We start from the raw sequence: 19,123 nt of genomic DNA on the forward strand, positions 1-19,123 counted from the left end.
CGGCGGTATCCGACGATCGTGGAAGGACTGGCAGATGGCCGCCGACCCCACCTGGAAGCCCCTAGAGATCGGCCCGGGCAGCGCCGGCTGTCCGGCCGACCCCCGCGCCCTGGTCGAACACCTTCGCGGCTTACCCGATCTGACCGGTCTGCTGGCTCGCGAGAAGGCCGTGGTGTTCCGCGGCTTCCACGTCACCGTCGACGTCCTGGGCGACGTGATCGACCAACTACTGCCGGACCGCCTCGCCTACGTGCACGGCAACTCCCCGCGGACGAAGGTCGGACGCAACGTCTACACCTCGACCGAGTACCCACCGGAATTCACCATCTCGATGCACAACGAACTGTCGTACGCCAGCCAATGGCCGGCCCGCCTGCTCTTCTTCTGCGAGACGGCACCCGACAGCGGTGGCGCCACCCCGGTCGTCGACGGTGAGAAGTGGCTCGAGTCGCTCGACGACGAGGTACGCGACGCCTTCGCCTTCGGCGTCCGGTACCGGCAGAACCTGCACGGCGGCCGTGGCCTCGGCAAGAGCTGGCAGGACACATTCGAGACCGACGACCGCGACGCCGTCGAGGAGTTCCTCGCCAGCGCCAGGGCCGAGTGGCAGTGGCAGCCGGACGGGCGTCTCACGGTGGCCCAGCAGCGTCCGGCCACCGCCGTGCACCCGGTCACCGGCACCCAGGTCTGGTTCAACCAGGCCGACCAGTGGCACGCGGCCGGGCTCGGCTCCGAGACCGCGGCAGCGCTGGCCCAGGTGATGCCCGCCGACGAATTGCCGCAGTCGGTTGCCTTCGCCGACGGCTCCCCGATCCCCGCCGCGTATGTCGAGCAGATCCGTGACCGGGGCCTGGCGAACGCGGTCGACGTCGGCTGGCACACCGGCGACGTGCTGCTCGTCGACAACGTGCTGGTAGGGCATGGACGCCGGCCGTTCACCGGCAGACGGCGCGTCCTCGTCGCCATGTCGAACTGACGCCGATCAGGCGTACCTGTCGAGCTGGCCCGCCGGGAAAGGACCCGTAACCATGATTCTTCGGCCTGGGGCGGATGCCTCATGACCGCCAACGTGGACGAGCGCCCGATCGCTTCCTCCCTGCGGCGCACCGCTCGACGGTTCGCCACCGGCGTGACCGTGGTGGCGGTACGCCGAGGAGCCGAAACGTACGGCCTGACCGCCAACTCGTTCCTGACGCTCTCGCTGGAGCCGCCCCTGATCGGGGTCTCGGTCACCGCTCGGGGCCGGATGCGGCGGCTGACCGAGCCCGGAGGCCACTTCGGCGTCAGCATTCTCTGCGGGCACCAGCACGAGTACGCCCAGCACTTCGCGGCCCACGCCCGTGCCGGCCTCCCGCCGCATCTGCCGCCCCTGATCACAGACGGGACACCCGCCCCGCTGGTGCCCGGATGCGCGGCCTACTTCGTCTGCCGGATCGAACACATCTACCCCGTCGGCGACCATGACCTGATCGTGGGTGAGGTCATCGAGTGCGACGCGCCCAACCTGGAGGAGCCGCCACTGATCTTCCTCGACGGTGGCTACCGCACGGCCGGGGACGAGGTGTCGGATGACTGAGCGGCAGACCCGGCGGCTCCCGCTGTCCGCAGCCCAGCGGGGAGTCTGGTTCGCGCACCGGCTGGACCCGACCGGCCAGCAGATGAACTGCGCGGAGTACCTCGCCATCGACGGACCGGTCGACCCGGACCTGATGCGTGCCGCGTGGCGGCAGGTCGCCGTAGAGGCCGACGCCACCCGGACCAGCGCGATTGTGGAGGACGACGGCCTCTGGCAGCTCGTACCGGAGGGACCGCCCCCCGAGTTGGGCTGCCACGACCTGAGCGCGAGCGCGGACCCGGCCACCGAGGCGCAGCGCTGGATGACCGCCGACGTGATGCGCCCAGTCGACGTATCGGCGGGTGGGTTGTCCACGTTTGCGCTGCTCAAGCTCGCCTCGGACCGCTACTACTTCTACTACCGGATGCACCACGCCAGCACCGACGGGTACGGCGTCCTGCTGCTCGCGAGGCGGCTGGCCGAGGTGTACACCGCCCTGGCGGACGGCCGGACGGACAGCGGGGAGCCGCTGGGCTCGTTCGCGACGCTGGTCGAGCAGGACCACGCGTACCGGGCGTCGGCGGCGTTTCCGCGCGACCGCGCGTACTGGACCGACCGGCTCGGCGACCAGCCGGACGTGATGCGGATGCCCGGCGCGCAGGTCGTCGGCGAGCCGGACGCACGGCCGCTGCGGCTGAGCCGACCCGATCGCCTCGGCGACACCGACGTCGAGGCGCTGGCCCGAGTCGCCCGGCAGACCCGCACCACCTGGCAGGTCGTCCTGCTGGCCGCGATCGCCGCGTACGTCCACCGGGTCACCGGGCGGCGCGACGTGATCCTCGGCCTGCCAGTGGCGGGCCGACGCACCGCCCTGACCCGCCGGGTCGTCGGCATGGCCACCAACTCGGTGGCGCTGCGCGTCGACGTGGACCCCGGAGGGAGCCTGGCCGACCTGGTGGCCACGATGGCCGGCGAGGTCAGCGCCGCCCTGCGGCACGAGCGGTACCGCGCCGAGGACCTGCGCCGGGCGCTGGGCCGCGCCGGCAGCGCCAACCCGTTCCTCGGCCCCATGGTCAACTTCATGCCGTACCCGCAGGAGTTGTTCTTCGGCAGCTCCCGCGCGACCACGCACAACCTGGCGTCCGGGCCGATCGTCGACTACTCGTTCACCATCTCCGGCACCCCCGGTGGTCCGATGCCGCTGAACTTCGAGGCCAACCCGGAGTACCACGACGAGGCCAGCCTCCTCGCCCACAAGGACCGTTCGCTCGCCTTCATCCGCACGGTGCTGACCGCGCCCGAGAAGCGGATCGGCGGGGTGGACGTGCTCACCCCGAGCGAGCGTACGGCAGTGCTGAACGCACCGGACGCGACCGACCACCCGCTCGACGAGCCCGTCGAGCAACTGGTCGCCCGGCGGGCCGCCACCGCTGCGGGCACCGTCGCGCTCCTGCACGGCGCCGAGCGGGTGACGTACGCCGACCTGGCCGCCCGCGCCGATGCCGTGGCGCGTTGCCTGACCGCCCGCGGCGTCGGACCGGAGGACTTCGTCGCCCTGGCGCTCCCCCGGTCGCCCGAGCTGATCGTCGCGATGCTGGGTGTGCTGCGGGCCGGGGCCGCCTACGCCCCCCTGGACCTCGCCTACCCCGAGGACCGGATCCGGTTCATGCTCAAGGACCTCTGCCCCCGGTCGGTGCTGGCGACCGAGGAGACCGCCCGCGCGCTGCCGGACGGCACCGAGCCGATCCTGCTGTCCGAGGCCGAGGCGTACCCGGGCGCGGAGGCGCTGCACCGGCCGGCGCCGGAGCATCCGGCGTACGTCATCTACACCTCCGGCTCGACGGGCACGCCGAAGGGCGTCGTGGTGCCCCGCCGGGCCATGCTCAACTTCGTCCTCGATCACGCCGAACGGTTCGGCATGGGCCCGGGCAGCCGGTCGTTGCAGTTCGTGTCGCCCAGCTTCGACGTCGCGACCGGTGACATCTGGCCGGTGCTGACCCGCGGCGGCGGCCTGGTGTTGCCCGGGCCCGAGCAGACCGCCAGCGCCGAGCAGCTCGTGGCCCTCCTGCGCGACACCCGGATCACCCACGCGGCGATCCCACCGGTGATGCTCTCCCAGCTCGACCCCGCCGGGCTGTCCGACCTGACGGTGCTCGTCACCGGCGGCGAGACACCCCGCGACGACCTGGTGCGCCGCTGGGCGCCCGGCCGCCGGATGGTGAACGTGTACGGCGTGACGGAGGCCGCGGTGGCCAGCACGGTCAGCCCGCCGCTGGACACCGTCGCGCCACCCGCCCCGATCGGGCGGCCGATCCGCAACACCCAGGCCCTGGTCCTCGACGCGCAGCAGACCCTCACGCCACCCGGCACCGCGGGAGAGCTGTTCCTCGGCGGGTGCGGGCTGGCCCGCGGCTACCTGGGCCGCCCCATGCTCACCGCCGAGCGCTTCGTGCCCAACCCGTACGGGCCGCCCGGCTCGCGGCTGTACCGCACCGGCGACCTGGTCCGGTGCCGCGCCGACGGCGTCCTGGAGTTCCACGGCCGCGCCGACGACCAGGTCAAGATCCGTGGGTTCCGGGTCGAGCTGGGCGAGGTGGAGGCAGCGCTGACGGCGCACCCGGCGGTGGCCGACTCGGCGGTCGTGCTGCACGAGCAGGAGTCGGGACGGCGGCTGCTCGCCGGTTACGTGCGTCCCGCCGGCGGTGCGGGGGTGACCGCCGCCGAGCTACGCCGCTTCGTCGCCACGTCGCTGCCGGAGCACATGGTCCCCGCCACGGTGACGTTCCTCGACGAGTTCCCGGTCACGCCGAACGGCAAGGTGGACCGGCGGACGCTCGCCGCCCCGGCCTTTCAGGCCACCGGCGGGGACCGCCCGGAGCCGTCCTCGCTGGAGAGCGTCCTGGCCCGGCTGTTCGCCGACGCGCTCGGCCTGTCCGAGGTCGGCCTCGACGACTCCTTCTTCGAGTTGGGCGGCGACAGCATCATGGTCTTCCCGCTGGTCTCCCGCGCGCGGGAGCACGGCCTGGAGTTCAACGCCCGCGACGTCTTCCAGCACGCGACCGTGTCCCGGCTGGCGCGTGCCGTCCGCCGGATCGAGCCCGAGCCCGAACGGGACGACGAGCCGGTCGACCTGACCCCACCCTGGCTGGACGAAGCGCGGCGGGCGGAACTCGTCGAGGTGTACCCGGGGCTGACGGCGTTGCTGCCGGTCTCGCCGTTGCAGGAGGGCCTGCTCTTCCAACACCTGCTCGCCGGCCCGGAACAGGACGCCTACACCTCCCAGGTGCAGTTCGGACTGGACGGGCCCCTCGACCCCGACGCGCTGCGGGCCGCCGCCGACGCACTGCTGGCCCGTCACGAGAACCTGCGGGCGGCCTTCCGCTACGACGACGGCTTCGCCGAGCCGGTGCAGGTGCTCACCGCCGTACGTCATGCCGGATGGACCGTTTCGGACCTGTCCGGACGGACGGACGACGAACGCGACGCGCGGCTCGCCGAGCTGGCCGCCGCCGAGCGGACGCGCGGCTTCGACCTGGCCCGGCCGCCGCTGCTCCGGCTGCACCTCGTCCGGCTCGGCGACGAACGACACCGGCTGCTGATCACCGCCCACCACATCCTCTGGGACGGCTGGTCCACCTCGATCCTGGCGCGCGAGCTGCTCGGCGGGTACGCGGGCAGGGAACTCGACCCGGTGGTCCCGTATCGGGACTACCTGCGCTGGCTTGGCCGGACCGACCGGCCCACATCCCAGCGGGCCTGGCGGGACGCCCTGGACGGGCTGTCCGCGCCGACCCGGATCGCGACCGACGCGACCGGTCCGCAGACGCAGGTGCGGCGTGACCTGGACCTTGAGCTGAGCGCGGCCCTGACCGCCCGCGCGCAGGACCTCGGCCTGACCTTCAACACCGTCGTGCAGGGCGCCTGGGCCACCGTCCTGTCCCAGCTCACCGGCCAGGACGACGTGGTCTTCGGCGCCTCGGTGTCGGGGCGCCCGCCGCACCTGCCGGGCATCGCGCGGATCGTCGGGCTGCTGACCAACACCGTTCCGGTTCGGGTGCGTCTGCGCCCGGGCGAGGCGCACGCCGCGCTGCTCACCCGGCTTCAGGCCGAGCAGGCCGAGTTGATTCCGCACCACTACCTCGGGCTCGGTGAGATCCAGCGGCAGAGCCCGCTCGGCGGCGACCTGTTCGACACCGCGATCACCGTCGTCAACTACTCGTTCGACCCGGACGAGTGGGGTGCGGTGCTCGACGAGCCACGGCTCACCGACGTCGAGGTGGTGGACGACACCCACTACGCCGTCCGGCTGGCCGTCGTGCCCGGCGAACGAATCCATCTGCGGCTCGGCTACCACCTCGACCAGTTCCGGCCCCGCGAGGCCGAGCAGGTGCTGGACCGGCTGGTCCGGACGTTGCGGCAGGCGCTGGCCTGAGCGGGCGGCGGCACGAGAGGGACCGGCGGCCGTACGCCGGTCCGCGGAAAGGAGCTCGCCGGTCGTGCGTACGCCGGACATCTTCGTCAAGGGCCTCGGCACCTACGTCCCCGAGACCGTACCCATCGAGCAGGCCGTCGCGGCCGGACGCTATCCGGCCGGGGAGGTGGAGCTGCACCAGCTCGCCGGCGCGGCGGTGGCCGGTGACCTGCCGGCGCCCGAGATGGCGCTGCGCGCCGCCCGGGAGGCCATCAACCGGTCCGGGCACTCCCCCACCGACGTGGGACTGCTGCTGTACGCCGACTCCTGGTATCAGGGACCGGACGGCTGGCAGCCGCAGTACCACCTGCAACGTCACCTGCTCGGTGGCGACCTGCTCGCAGTGGAGGTGCGGCAGGGCTGCAACGGCATGTTCGGCGCGCTGGAGTTGGGCGCGGGTTACCTCGCCGGCACGAGCGGCGACCGGCCACGCTCCGCGCTGCTCGTGGCCGCGGACAACTTCGGCACCCCGCTGATCGACCGGTGGCGGATGGGTCCCGGCTACGTCGCCGGGGACGGCGCCAGCGCGGTCCTGCTCAGCACCGAGCCGTCGTTCGCCCGGCTGCTCACCGTCTGCGCGGTCGCGGTGCCCGAGGCGGAGAAGATGCACCGCGGCGACGAACCGCTCTTCCCACCCGGGCCGACCGTCGGGCGGCCACTGGACTTCACCGCCCGCAACGCCGACTTCAAACGAGAGGTGCTGGCCGACGGCACCGGCACGGCGGCGCTGGTCCGCATCCACCAGCGGACGCTCATGGTCGTCGAGCGGGCGCTCGACGAGGCGGGCATCGACATCGGCGACGTGACCCGGGTGGCGTACATGAACTACTCGCGGGAGATCGTCGAACAGCGGTGCATGGCCGCGCTCGGCCTCGCCATGTCGCGCTCCACCTGGGACTTCGGCCGTACGGTCGGCCACCTCGGCGCCAGCGACCAGATCGTGGCGCTGGATCACCTGCTCACCACCGGCGCCCTGGAACCCGGTGACCATCTGCTCATGCTCGGGGTCGGACCGGGCGTGACGCTGTCCTGCGCGGTAGTGCGCATCGAACACACCGCGCCCTGGCTCGGCTGACACCGGCCGCGCGGCCCGTCGACACGAGGAGACACAACGTGGATACGCGCGACAACATCGAACCGGTGGCCGTGATCGGCGCCGGTTGCCGATTCGCGGGCGGCGTCTACTCAGCGGACGACTTCTGGGAGCTGCTCGTCGCCGGCCGGGACGGTATCTGCGAGCCACCCGCCGAACGGTGGGAGGCGTACCTGGACGCGGGGCCGGACCAGGCTGCCGCCGCCCGCCAGGCCACCGTGCCCGGCGGGTTCCTGGGCGACATCGAGGGCTTCGATGCCGCGTTCTTCGGGCTCTCGCCGCGCGAGGCGGAGCTGATGGACCCGCAGCAGCGGCTGCTGCTGGAGGTGACCTGGGAGGCGCTGGAGCATGCCGGCATCGCGCCGCGGGACCTGGCCGGCGGCGACACCGGCGTGTTCGTCGGCATCGGCTCCGACGACTACGGGCGTCGGATGCTGGAGGATCTGCCCTCGATCGAGGCGTGGACCGGCATCGGCAGCGCCATGTGCGCGGCGGCCAACCGCATCTCGTACGCGCTCGACCTGCACGGCCCGAGCGTCGCGGTGGACACGGCGTGTTCGGCGTCGCTGGTCGCCGCGCACCTGGCCACCCAGGCACTGCGCGACGGCGAGTGCCGGGTCGCCCTGGTGGGCGGGGTGAACCTGATCGTCTCACCGGCCCTGACGCTCACCCTGCAGGCGGCCGGCGCCACCGCCCCCGACGGCCGGTGCAAGCCGTTCGACGCCGAGGCCAACGGGTACGGGCGCGGCGAGGGTGGCGGCATTCTGGTCCTCAAGCGGCTCTCCGACGCGCAGCGCGACGGCGACCGCGTCCTCGCCGTCATCCGGGGCAGCGCCGTACGCCAGGACGGGCGGACCGGCGGCATCATGGCGCCCAACGGCGACGCGCAGCGCGAACTGCTGGTCGAGGCGTGCCGCCGGGCCGGCGTCGCGGCCGGATCGGTGGACTACGTCGAGACGCACGGTACCGGCACCCGGCTGGGCGACCCGCTGGAGGCGAGCGCGATGAGCGCCGTCTACGGCCGCGACCGTCCCGCGGACGAGCCCTGCCTGATCGGGTCGGTCAAGCCCAACATCGGCCACCTGGAGGCAGGCGCCGGCATCGCCAGCCTGATCAAGGCGTCCCTGGCGCTGCACCACGGTGAGCTGCCACCGAGCCTGAACCTGCACGAGCCGAACCCGCGGATCGACTGGGCCGCCTCCGGGCTGCGCGTGGTCACCGAACGGACGCCGTGGCCCGAACGAAACGGCCCGCGCCGCTGCGGCGTCTCCGGCTTCGGCTACGGCGGCACGATCGGGCACGTCGTCCTGGAACAGGCCCCGCAGCCCGCCCCCGCCGAGGCATCCGACGCGGTACGGGACACCGGGCTGCTCTACCCCGTCTCGGCGGGCTCCCCGGCGGCTCTCGCCGCGTACGCCGGCGGGCTCGCCGACTGGCTCTCCGACGGCGTACGGGACCTCGCCGCGGTGGGGCGCACGTTGGCCGTACGCCGCTCCCACCTGTCGCACCGCGCGGCGGTGGTCGCCGCCGACCAGGCCGAGCTGACCGCGCGGCTGCGGCTGCTCGCCGACGGCGAGCAGGACCGTGGCGCGGTACGCGGCACCCCGGGCGACGGGCCTGGCAGCGGCCTGGTCTGGGTCTTCTCTGGGCACGGCGCGCAGTGGGTCGGGATGGGCCGGGAACTGCTCACCACCGAGCCGGCCTTCGCCGCGGTCATCGACGAGCTGGAGCCGATCTTCGAAGCGGAGATGGGTTTCTCACCCCGGCGGGTGCTGCTCGACGGCGATCTGGACTCCGTCGACCGAATCCAGACCATGATCTTCGCGGTCCAGGTCGGGCTGGCCGCGGTGTGGCGCGGCTTCGGGGTACGGCCGGACGCCGTCATCGGTCACTCGGTCGGCGAGCTGGCGGCGGCCGTCACCTGCGGGGCGCTCAGTCTCGCCGACGGCGCTCGACTCAGCTGCAGACGGTCGCGGCTGCTGCGTCGGGTGGCCGGCCGGGGTGCGATGGCCATGGCGGCGCTGCCGTTCGCCGAGGTCGAGGACCGGCTGCGCGGCCGCGACGACGTGGTCGCCGGCATCGCGGCGTCGCCGTTGTCGACCGTGCTCTCCGGTGCGCCGGCGGCGATCGAGGAGCTGATCCAGCGGTGGGGGGACGAGGACGTCGCCATGCGGCGGGTCTCCTCCGACGTGGCGTTCCACAGTCCGCAGATGGAGCCTCTCCTGACCGACCTGATCGCCGCGGCCGCCGACCTGGACAGCGGCAGGCCACGACTGCCGATGTACAGCACGGCGCTGCTCGACAGCCGGAGCACCGGGGTGCTGGACGGGACGTACTGGGCCACGAACCTGCGCCAACCGGTCCGGCTGGCGGACGCCATCCGTGCCGCCGCCGAGGACGGCTACCGGGCGTTCCTGGAGATCTCCGCGCATCCGGTGGTCGCCCACTCGATCCGCGAGACGCTGGCCGAGGCCGAGGTCCACGACGCGTTCGTCGGCGCCAGCCTGCGGCGCGACCAGCCGGAACAGGCGACGCTGCTGGCCGCCGCCGGCCTGGCGCACTGCCACGGTGTGGCGGTGGACTGGGACCGCCTGCAACCCGGCGGTGGCCTGGTCGACCTGCCCGGCATCCGCTGGCAGCACCAGTCGCACTGGTTCAGGACCGCCGTGCCCGGCCAGGCCGCCGGCCGTCAGCACGACCCCGGGTCACACACCCTGCTCGGTGGGCCGTCCACCGTGGCCGGCCCTGCCGAGTTCACCGTGTGGCGCACCAACCTGGACGAGGCGAGCCGCCCCTACCCGGGGAGCCACACCGTCGGCGGCGTCGAGATCGCCCCGGCGGCGGTGTACCTCACCACCTTCCTCGGCGCGGCCGGCGACACGGCCACCGTCCTGACCAACGTGTCGCTGCGGATGCCGTTGGTCGTCGGCGCGCGCCGGGAGATCCAGGTGGTCCGGGACGACACCGGCCTGCGGTTGGCCTCCCGCGAGGCCGAGGGCGGCGGCGCCTGGCTCGTCCACGCCACCGCGAGCGCCGGGCCGGACGACGGCGCCCGGGCCGAGCCGCCGCCCCGGGTCCGGCTGCGGGCGAGCGACCCCGGCGGCGTACGGCAGCATCTGGCCGGCGTGGGCGTACCCACCATGGCCTTCACCTGGGAGGTCGAGGAACTGCTGCGCGGCGACGGCGGTCTGCGGGCCCGGGTCGCGGTGGGGCCCGCCGTCACCTGGGCGGCCGTGCTGGACGCCGCGCTGTCCGTGGCGCCGGTGGCGCTGCCCGGGAAGCCCACCCTGCGCCTGGTGGCCGGCGTCGACCGGGTCCGGATCACCGGCACGCCGCCGGCGACCGCCGACATCCACGTCGTGGTCGACCCCACCATGCCCAACCGCCTCGACGTGCGGGTGAAAGGCGTGGGCGACGACGGCCACGCCGAGTTCACCAACCTGCGCTACGGCGCCCTGGACGACGACGCCGTCGCCGCCGCGCCGCCGTTCGAGCTGGTGCACGAGTTGGACTGGCGCCCGCTGACCCTCGACGAGACGGCCGGGCCGGGCCGGGAACTGGTGCTGGTCGGCGCCTTGGCACGGACCGCCGTGTTGGCTGACGCGCTGCGCGCCGCCGGGGCGGTCGTGCACGTCGGTGCCGACCCGGACGACCTTGCCGGCGCGCGGGACGTGCTGCTGGTGGCCGGTTCCGAGGCGACGGAGGAGGTGCCCGCCCGGGCGGCAGAGGACACCTGGGCCGTGCTGGACACGGCTCGGCGGCTCCTCGACGACGACACGGCACCGGACCGCCGCGTCTGGTGCGTCACCACCGGCGTGCTGGAGAGCGTCCGGCCGGACGCCTTGGCCCAGTCCCCCCTCTGGGGGCTCGGCCGGGTCCTCGCCGGCGAGTACGGCGACCGGTGGGCCGGCGTGGTCGAACTGCCCGCCGACGACCCGGGCGCCGAGGCCCGGACGCTGCTGGCGGTGCTGCGCGCCGTCCACCGGGAGGCCGTGGTGACCGTCCGGGGCGGGGTGGCGCGGGCCGCCCGCCTGATCCGTACCGAGCGGGAACCGGTACGCGGCCCGCTGGCCTGCCGGGCCGACGGCACCTACCTGGTCACCGGCGGGCTCGGCGCGCTCGGGCTCGACATCGCCCGCTGGCTGGCCGAGCACGGCGCGCGGCGCCTCGTGCTGGCCGGCCGGCAGGGCCTGCCGCCGCGCGCCGACTGGGACGAGCCGTCCGACGCGGAGCTGACCCGCCGGATCCGTGGCGTGCGGGACCTGGAGAGCCTCGGGGTCACCGTCCAGGTGGTCAGCCTGGACGTGGCCGACGCGGACGCCGTGCTCGCAGCGCTCACGTCCGACGCGCTCGGCCTGCCCCGGATACGCGGTGTCGTGCACGCCGCCGGCGTTCTCGACAACCGGATGGCCCATTCGGTCGACGAGGACTCGCTGCGGCGGGTGCTGCGCCCCAAGGTGGACGGCGCGTGGGCGCTGCACCGGGCCTTCCCGCCCGGCAGCCTCGACTTCTTCGTGCTCTTCTCCTCCTGCGGCCAGTTGCTCGGGCTTCCCGGCCAGGCGTCGTACGGGGCGGCGAACGCGTTCCTGGACGCGCTCGCCGTGCACCGGGGGGACGCGCTCAGCATCGGCTGGACGTCGTGGCGGGGACAGGGGATGGCCGTCAACGAGACCGTCGACCGGGAGCTGCGCGCGCGGGGTGTCACGGCCATCTCCCCGGCCGAGGCGTTCGCCGCGTGGGACTTCGCCGAGCGCCGCGGGCCGGGCCACGTCACGGTGCTGCGCGGGTCGTCCACGGCGGAGGTCACCGAGCCACTGACGGTGCTCAGCGAGCTGGTGCGTACCGAGCGGGCCGCGCCGGCCAGCACGGAGGACAGCGGTCTCGTCGGCCTCGCGCCCGACGAGCTGCGGGAGCGCCTGCTGGAGGCGGTACGCGGCGACGTGGCCGCCGAGATGCGGATGCCCGCCGCGGCCCTGGACCTGCGCCGGTCCCTGGTGGAGCAGGGGCTCGACTCGGTGATGACCATCGTGATCCGGCGTCGGCTGGAGAAGCGCTTCGGCCACCCGCTACCGACGTCCCTCCTCTGGCAGCAGCCGAGCATCGCGGGTATCGCCGACCATCTGGCGGGCCGGCTCACCACCGCCTGATCCCAGCCGCAAACGGCCGCCGGGCTCCCGCCCGGCGGCCGTCGGCTGCCCGTTACCTTTTTGATCGTCCCCAGCCGGGGACCCCCCGGGCCCGGCCCCCACCCACGGGCAGCCGCCGGGGCCGGAGCGGGAAAGGCTCTCCCGCTCCGGCCCCGACGGTAGGGATCAGAAGCTGGGCGCCGCGGTCGGCGCCCGCAGCGTGCCGAGGTACTTGTGCCACAGGTGCTCGGGATTGCTCTCGACCGTGGCCAGCACCTCCCGCATGGCCGCCAGCGCCTTCGGCTCCTCACCGTCGTACACGTCGCCCTGCAGCATCTTCAGCACGTCGATGCGGTAGCGCGGGTCCTGCACGAACGCGGTGAACAGTACGTTCAGCCGGTAGTAGATGGAGATGAACTCGTACCAGTACGTGACCGCGCGGCGTAGCTTCTGCTCGTACCGGGCGAACCGCTCCTTGCCGAAGTCACCCGCCTGGTGCGCCGCGATGATGTCCTGGGCGGCGATCCGAGCGCTGTTGAGGGCCACGCTGACCCCGCTGGAGAAGATCGGGTCGACGAAACGCGCCGCGTCCCCGATCAGCACGTACCGGTCGCCGCAGATCTGCTTCATGGAGTAGCTGTAGTCGCCCTCGGTCTTGAACGGTCGGACCTGCCGCGAGTTCTTCAGCGCATCGCGCAGCTCCGGGCGGCTGGACACCATCTCCCAGAAGAACTCCTCCTGGTCACCGTCGAACTCACGGTAGCGGGCCTTCTGGCTGACCACCCCGATGCTGGTGACCCGGTCGGTGATCGGGATCTGCCACACCCAGCTGTCCTTGACGGCCAGGAAGTGCACGAAGATGTGGTCGACCTGCGCCTCGCTCGGTGCGAGGGCCGCGCGGTCGAGCCCCTCGAACCAGGTGTGCACGGCGTACTGGTCGAAAACCGGGTCGGCGACCTTGGTCCGGAGTTGACGGCCGAGCAATGTCTGCCGTCCGGACGCGTCCACCACCATTCGTGCGGTGTACTCGACCGTGCGCGGGCCGACGCTGCACTCCACCGTCACGAACTGCGGGTCGCTGAAGTCGACGCGCCGCACCCGCATGCCGTTGAAGACGGTCGCGCCGCTCTCCTGCGAGTGTTTGAGCAGGATGGCGTCGAACCGTCCCCGGTCGACGTGGAAGGTGTAGTCCCGGTCCACGCCCGGCTGGTTGCGCTCGACGAACTGGATGTCCGCGGTCCAGCCGTGGCTGAGCCCCTGGTGGCCGAGCAGCGGGATGTACCCGGACAGCCCGGATGTCCAGGACGCACCGTACTTCTTCGGAAAGTCCGCCTCGTCGATCTTGCCGAGCGCGCCGATCTCGACCAGCACCGGTGTGGTTGCCGGCACCAGTGACTCGCCGACGTGCTCCCGCGGGAAGGTGGCACCCTCGATCACGGCCACCGACATGCCGGCCTGGGCCAGGTAGGAAGCCATCGTGGAGCCCGCCGGGCCGCCGCCGACGACCACCACGTCGTAGTCGGTCTTCACCGGCGACCTCCCGAGGGTGCGGGCACCGGCTCCGCGTCGCGCAGCATGGCCGCGATGGACCGCACGTCGGCGAAGTTCCGGGCATCGATCTTCTCGAGGGGCACGAGCAGACCCAGCCGGTCCCGGATGAACGTCATGAGGACGGCGATCCGCAGCGAGTCGAGCACCCCCGACTCCATGAGCGGGGTGGTGTCCGTGATCTGGCCATCGTCGGTGGCGTCGGGAAACTCCTCACGTAGGAAGTTCACGATCGCCACCTGGTAGTTGTCCTCGGGCATGCAGAAGCCCTCCCTATCCGCCCTTGCGAAACACTCCGTCTGGTTCACACGTCCGCGCTGCTGGCGACGACCTCCTCGTCGGACATCTCGGCGATCTCGGCCTCGATCGCTGCCTCCACCGCCGCGGCGATCTCCGCCACCGTGTCGCCGTCGAAGATCGCGCGCATCGACAGGGCCACGTCGAAGGCCACCTGGACGGCGGCGATCACCCGGATGGCGAGAATCGAATTGCCACCGCTGGCGAAGAAGTGCGTGCCGGCGTCGACGGGCACCCCGAGGTGCTCGGCGAAGATCTCGGCGACCCGCTCCTGCACGACGCCGTGGAGCGCGGTCCCCGCCGGGTCCCCGCCGGGCCGCACCGCCGGTGGCAGCGCCCGGCGGTCCAGCTTGCCGTTGGCGGTCAGCGGCAGCTCGTCGAGCGGCACGATCACCGCCGGCACGAGGTGGGCCGGCATCCGCTCCGCGCAGAACGCGGTGAGCTCGGCAGCCAGGTCGGCCGCCGACGCCGGTTCGGCCGACACGACGTACGCGACCAGGGTGGTGGTGTCACCGCCACCGTCGACCACGACGGCGGCGGTGCGGACCGCCGGATGCTCGCGCAGCACCGCGGTCACCTCGCCCAACTCGACCCGGTAGCCGCGCACCTTGACCTGATCGTCGGCGCGGCCGAGGAACTCGACCGTGCCGTCCGGCCGCAGGCAGGCGAGGTCGCCGGTGCGGTAGAACCGCGATCCCGGCGGCCCCGACGGGTCGGGCAGGAACCGCTCGGCGGTCGCGTCGGGCCTGCCGACGTAGCCGCGAGCGACGCCCAGGCCGCCCACGTACAGCTCGCCGACCACCCCGATCGGCTGGGGCACCAGCCGAGCGTCGAGCACCTGGAGGGTGACGCCGGGCAGCGGACCGCCAATCGGCACGCGCTCGCCGCGAACGGGGGCGGTCACCGGGTGGATGCTGGCACCGACCGTCGTCTCGGTCGGCCCGTACTCGTTGATCAGCCGCTGTGGGCCGAGCGCGGCGGCCCAGGTGTCGGCCAGCGGCACGGGCAGTTCCTCACCGGCCACCACGATCGTCGTGGCCAGCGCGGCGAGCTGTGACTCGTCCAGTTGGTGGCGCAGGATGTCCAGGAATCCGGGGGTCAGCTTGATGAACGAGAACGGCGCCGCCGCCAGGAGCCGGCCGCCCAGCTCGGTGAGGTCCAGGTCCTGCGGCAACAGCCGCACGGCCTGGCCGGCCAGCAGCGGTGCCCACAGGTTCGGCACGACGAGGTCGAACGCTACGGAGAGGAACACCGGCGCGCCGCCGTCCCCCTCAGCGGCGAGGTCCTGCACCGCCCACGTGACGTGGTTGGCCAGGCCGGCGTGGGTGACCTGCACGCCCTTGGGACGCCCGGTCGAGCCCGAGGTGTAGACGACGTACGCCAGCGAGTCGGGCTCGACCATCCACCGCGGCTGTCCGGCGTCGTACGCCTCGATCGCCGCCGAGTCCCGGTCGACGACCACCACGGGCGGGTCGCCGGCCTCGTCCCCGAGCCGGCCGCGGTGGACGCCCTCGGTGAGCAGCAGCCGGCCGTCGGCGTCGGCGAGCACGATCCGCACCCACGCCGGCGGGGCCTGCGGATCGAGCGGCAGGTAGGCGGCCCCGGCCTTCCAGACCGCCAGGAACGCCACGACCAGCGCGGGCCCCCGGTCGAGCAGGACGCCGACGGTCGATTCCGGTCCGACGCCCCGCGACCGCAGGTGCCGCGCCAGCCGGTTGGCGGCGGCGTCCACCTCGGCGTACGTCAGGTCGCCCTGATCGGCGGCGAGAGCGATCGCTGCCGGGGTGTCGGCGGCCTGGCGCTCGAAGCCGCTCAGGACGGTGATGTCACCCGTACGCGCCGGGGCCGCCTGGTGTCCCGCCGGCGCCCGCCGCTCGTCTTCGGGCCGGAAGTCCAGCTCGGCCAGGGGCAGCGAGGGGTCGGCGCAGATCGCGGTGAGCAGCCGCAGCAGATGCCGGCTCATCCGTTCGACGGTCTCGCGGTCGAACAGCGCGGTGGCGTACTCGAGCAGGCCCACCATCGCGCCGTCCCCCTGTGGTCGCAGGTAGAGCGTGAGGTCGGTCTTGGCGACCCGGGAGGCGTTCACCAGGGTGTCCAGGTCGTCGGGGTCGTCCGGCGCACCGCTGAGCTCGGCGCCGTGGAAGTCGAAGGCGACCTGGTAGAGCGGGGTGCGGGCGGCGTCGCGTGCGGGCGCCAACTCGGCGACCAACTGGTCGAAGGGCAGGCCCTGATGGGCGAGTGCCACCTTGCAGACGTCGCGGACCCGCTCCAGCGCCTCGGCCACGGTCATCGCCGCGTCGAGGCGGCAGCGCAACACCACGCTGTTGAGGAAGAATCCGACCACACCCTCGGTCTCCGGCCGGCTGCGTCCCGCCACCGGTGCGCCGACCACGACGTCCCAGTCGCAGGTGTACCGGCCCAGCAACACGGCGAAGGCGGTCAGCGCGGTCATGAACGGGGTGGCGTCGCTCCCGCGGCCCAGCTCGGACAGGGACTGGGCGAGCGGCTGCGGGATCAGGAACGGGACGACCGCGCCGGCGCTGTCGCGGGTCGCCGGCCGGGGCCGGTCGGTGCGCAGCTCGGTCGGCGTGGCCCCGGCCAGCTCTTCCCGCCAGCGGGCCAGCTCGGCGCGGCGGGCGTCCGAGTCGACGCCCGCGCGCTCCCAGACGGCGAAGTCGGCGTACTGGATCGGCAGCTCGGGCAGCGCTTCCCCATGGCCGGCCAGCAGCGCACCGAACTCCCGGGTCAGGATCGCCGAAGACCATCCGTCACTGGCGATGTGGTGTACGAGCAGCACGAGCGTGCGGTCCGCGTCGGGGTCGGCTGCCGGGTCCCGGTGCAGCAGCGCCCGCACGAGGTGGCCGGCCGTAAGGTCGAACCCTTCCCCGGTCGCCTCGGTGAGCACCTGGGCGAGGCGCTCGCGCGGCACCGCGACGGTCCGCAGCTGCACCGGGCGGGGCGCCTGGACGTACTGCACCGGCTCGCCGTTCTCGACGGCGAACCGGGTGCGCAGTGACTCGTGGCGGGCGGCCAGCGCGTCCAGGGCCTCCTGCACGGCGGCGTCGGACACGCCGCCCGGCACGGTGAGGAAGATGCCCGACACCCACTCCCGGCTGCCCGGATCGAGCCGGTCCAGCAGCCAGAGCCGTTGCTGCCCGTGCGACAGCGGCAGTCCGCCGGTACGGGAAGCCGCGGCGATCGGGTGGTAGCCGTGCCGCCCGTCCCCGACCACCTCGGCGTGCCGGGCCACGGTGGCCGGTGACAGCAGGGCCGCCAGCGGCACCGGCCGGCCGTACGCGGCCCGCAGCCGGTTGGCGAGCTGGGCCAGCTGCAACGAGGAACCGCCGAGCCGGAAGAAGTCGTCGTCGCGGTGCAGCGGTTCGACGCCGAGCACGTCGTGCCAGAGTCGCGCGACCCGCCGTTCGTCCGGTGTGCCCGCAGGGCCGGCCGTGCCGCCGGTGCCGGGTGCGGGCAGCGCCTTCCGGTCCACCTTGCCGCTCGGGGTGCTCGGCAGGGCCGGCAACGGCACGACGGCGGCGGGCAGGTGCGAGGCGGGCAGCCGCGCCGCGAGGAAACCGTCCAACGCGGGCACCTCCGTGCCGGCCGCCGGGACGACGTACGCCGCCAGTTGCCGGGTGCCGCTCGGCGTGGCGTACGCGGTGACGGCCGCCGCGCGTACGCCGGGGTGGCGCAGTAGCACCGCCTCGATCTCGCCGGGCTCGATGCGTACCCCGTTGACCTTGACCTGGTGGTCGAGCCGGCCGAGGAACTCCAGGCTGGCGTCCGCCCGACGGCGGACCAGGTCACCGGTGCGGTACAGCCGGCGCCCACCGCCGGCGGGGTCGGGCACGAACCGCTGCGCGGTGAGCACCGGGTCGTTGAGGTACCCGTGTGCGAGGCCGACGCCGGCCAGGCACAGTTCGCCCTGGTCGACGCCGTCGGCCGCGTGCTCGTCGCAGTCGCCGAGCACCGCCCGCACGCCGTCGATCGGGTGGCCGATCGCCACGGGACCGGTCCGCTGGAACGGGTCGACCTCGTACGCGAGCGCGTCGATGGCGCACTCGGTCGGGCCGTAGGTGTTCCACACCGCCACCGGCTGCGGGTTGTCCTCGACCGCGGCGAGGAACCGTCCGACGAGTTCCGCCGGCAACTGCTCGCCACCGCAGGAGAGCACCCGCAGCGCGGTGCACCGCTGCCAGCCGGCCTCCTCCACGAGGGCACGCAGCAGCGACGGCACGACCTGTACCACGGTGGCGCCGCTGTCGGCGATCACCCGGACGAGGAGCGCGGGGTCGCGTTCGGCACCGTCCGGGGCGAGCACCACGGTGCCGCCGCACCGCAGCGCCGCGAACAGCTCCCAGCCCGCCGCGTCGAAGGTGAACGGAGTCTTGACCAGCACCCGGTCGGTGGCGGTGAGGTCGTGGCAGCGGACCCGCCAGGCCAGTTGGTTGTCCAGACCCCGGCGGGTGATGATCGCGCCCTTCGGGCGACCGGTCGAACCCGAGGTGAACAGCACGTACGCCGGGTGATCACCACCGACCGGTACGGCGGGCGGCTGCGCCGAGCAGCCACTGGCCGCGGCGAGGGCCTCGGCCAGCACGAGAGCCTTTGCGCCGGCGGCCTCGACGGGCGCCTGGGCGTCGGCTTCGGTGAGGGCCAGCCCGGCGCCGGTGTCGGCGAGCAGGGCGGTGATCCGCTGGGCCGGCTGGTCGGGGGCGAGCGGGACGTACGCCCCGCCGGCCCGCCACACGGCGAGCAGCGCGATCACCAGCTCGACGCGGCGGCGCAGGCACACCCCCACGGCCTGACCGGGCTCGACCCCGTGCTCCCTGAGCAGGTGCGCCAACCGGTTCGCCTGGCTGTCCAGTTCGGCGTACGTGACCGCGCGATCGTCGTCGGTCAGGGCCACCGCGTTGGGCGTCGCCGAGGCGTGCCGCGCCACGAGCGCCGACGTCGGTACGGGGTGGGTGCGGTCCTGCACACCAGTCATGTCGATCTCCTCGGGTGGTTGCCGTGGCGGGTGCGCGGTTCGT

Annotated in this window: 8 protein-coding genes; 5 read left to right on the forward strand and 3 right to left on the reverse strand. The window is 73.4% G+C overall.

What is annotated here, in order from left to right; translation table 11 throughout:
* Positions 1 to 34 precede the first annotated feature (34 nt).
* From OG559_RS05980 to OG559_RS06000, 5 genes are all read left to right on the forward strand, one after another.
* Positions 35 to 976: a TauD/TfdA family dioxygenase gene (locus OG559_RS05980; protein WP_405113255.1), complete on the forward strand. Its 942-nt coding sequence runs from the start codon at positions 35 to 37 to the stop codon at positions 974 to 976.
* Positions 977 to 1,057: 81 nt separating this feature from the next.
* Positions 1,058 to 1,576, forward strand: a complete 519-nt coding sequence (locus OG559_RS05985; RefSeq protein WP_405113257.1) for a flavin reductase family protein — start codon at positions 1,058 to 1,060, stop codon at positions 1,574 to 1,576.
* Entirely contained in the window at positions 1,569 to 5,987 is a 4,419-nt protein-coding gene (locus OG559_RS05990; RefSeq protein WP_405113259.1) for an amino acid adenylation domain-containing protein, read from the forward strand. Before OG559_RS05985 ends, OG559_RS05990 begins: the two co-directional genes overlap by 8 nt.
* Before the next feature lie 64 nt (positions 5,988 to 6,051).
* Positions 6,052 to 7,101: a ketoacyl-ACP synthase III family protein gene (locus OG559_RS05995; protein ID WP_405113261.1), complete on the forward strand. Its 1,050-nt coding sequence runs from the start codon at positions 6,052 to 6,054 to the stop codon at positions 7,099 to 7,101.
* A 38-nt stretch (positions 7,102 to 7,139) separates the two neighbouring features.
* Positions 7,140 to 12,266, forward strand: a complete 5,127-nt coding sequence (locus OG559_RS06000; protein WP_405113263.1) for a type I polyketide synthase — start codon at positions 7,140 to 7,142, stop codon at positions 12,264 to 12,266.
* A gap of 165 nt (positions 12,267 to 12,431) precedes the next feature.
* On the opposite strand, the gene OG559_RS06005 is transcribed toward OG559_RS06000, so the two are convergent.
* The 3 genes from OG559_RS06005 to OG559_RS06015 are packed head-to-tail and all read right to left on the reverse strand — an operon-like array spanning position 12,432 to position 19,080.
* Entirely contained in the window at positions 12,432 to 13,775 is a 1,344-nt protein-coding gene (locus OG559_RS06005) for an NAD(P)/FAD-dependent oxidoreductase (RefSeq protein WP_405113265.1), read from the reverse strand.
* Positions 13,772 to 14,053, reverse strand: a complete 282-nt coding sequence (locus tag OG559_RS06010; RefSeq protein ID WP_405113267.1) for an acyl carrier protein — start codon at positions 14,051 to 14,053, stop codon at positions 13,772 to 13,774. The genes OG559_RS06005 and OG559_RS06010 overlap by 4 nt, the downstream gene beginning before the upstream one ends.
* 44 nt (positions 14,054 to 14,097) lie before the next feature.
* Positions 14,098 to 19,080 (reverse strand): amino acid adenylation domain-containing protein, encoded by a 4,983-nt coding sequence (locus OG559_RS06015; RefSeq protein WP_405113269.1) that lies wholly within the window; start codon positions 19,078 to 19,080, stop codon positions 14,098 to 14,100.
* Positions 19,081 to 19,123: the final 43 nt, after the last annotated feature.

The organism is Micromonospora sp. NBC_01405 (assembly GCF_045040155.1).
Taxonomy (GTDB): domain Bacteria; phylum Actinomycetota; class Actinomycetes; order Mycobacteriales; family Micromonosporaceae; genus Micromonospora.

Bases quoted from the DNA above. Each gene is read 5' to 3' on its own strand.
- OG559_RS06010 (WP_405113267.1), bottom strand. From the start codon at position 14,053: ATGCCCGAGGACAACTACCAGGTGGCGATCGTGAACTTCCTACGTGAG.
- OG559_RS05980 (WP_405113255.1), top strand. From the start codon at position 35: ATGGCCGCCGACCCCACCTGGAAGCCCCTAGAGATCGGCCCGGGCAGC.
- OG559_RS05985 (WP_405113257.1), top strand. From the start codon at position 1,058: ATGACCGCCAACGTGGACGAGCGCCCGATCGCTTCCTCCCTGCGGCGC.
- OG559_RS06015 (WP_405113269.1), bottom strand. From the start codon at position 19,080: ATGACTGGTGTGCAGGACCGCACCCACCCCGTACCGACGTCGGCGCTC.
- OG559_RS05990 (WP_405113259.1), top strand. From the start codon at position 1,569: ATGACTGAGCGGCAGACCCGGCGGCTCCCGCTGTCCGCAGCCCAGCGG.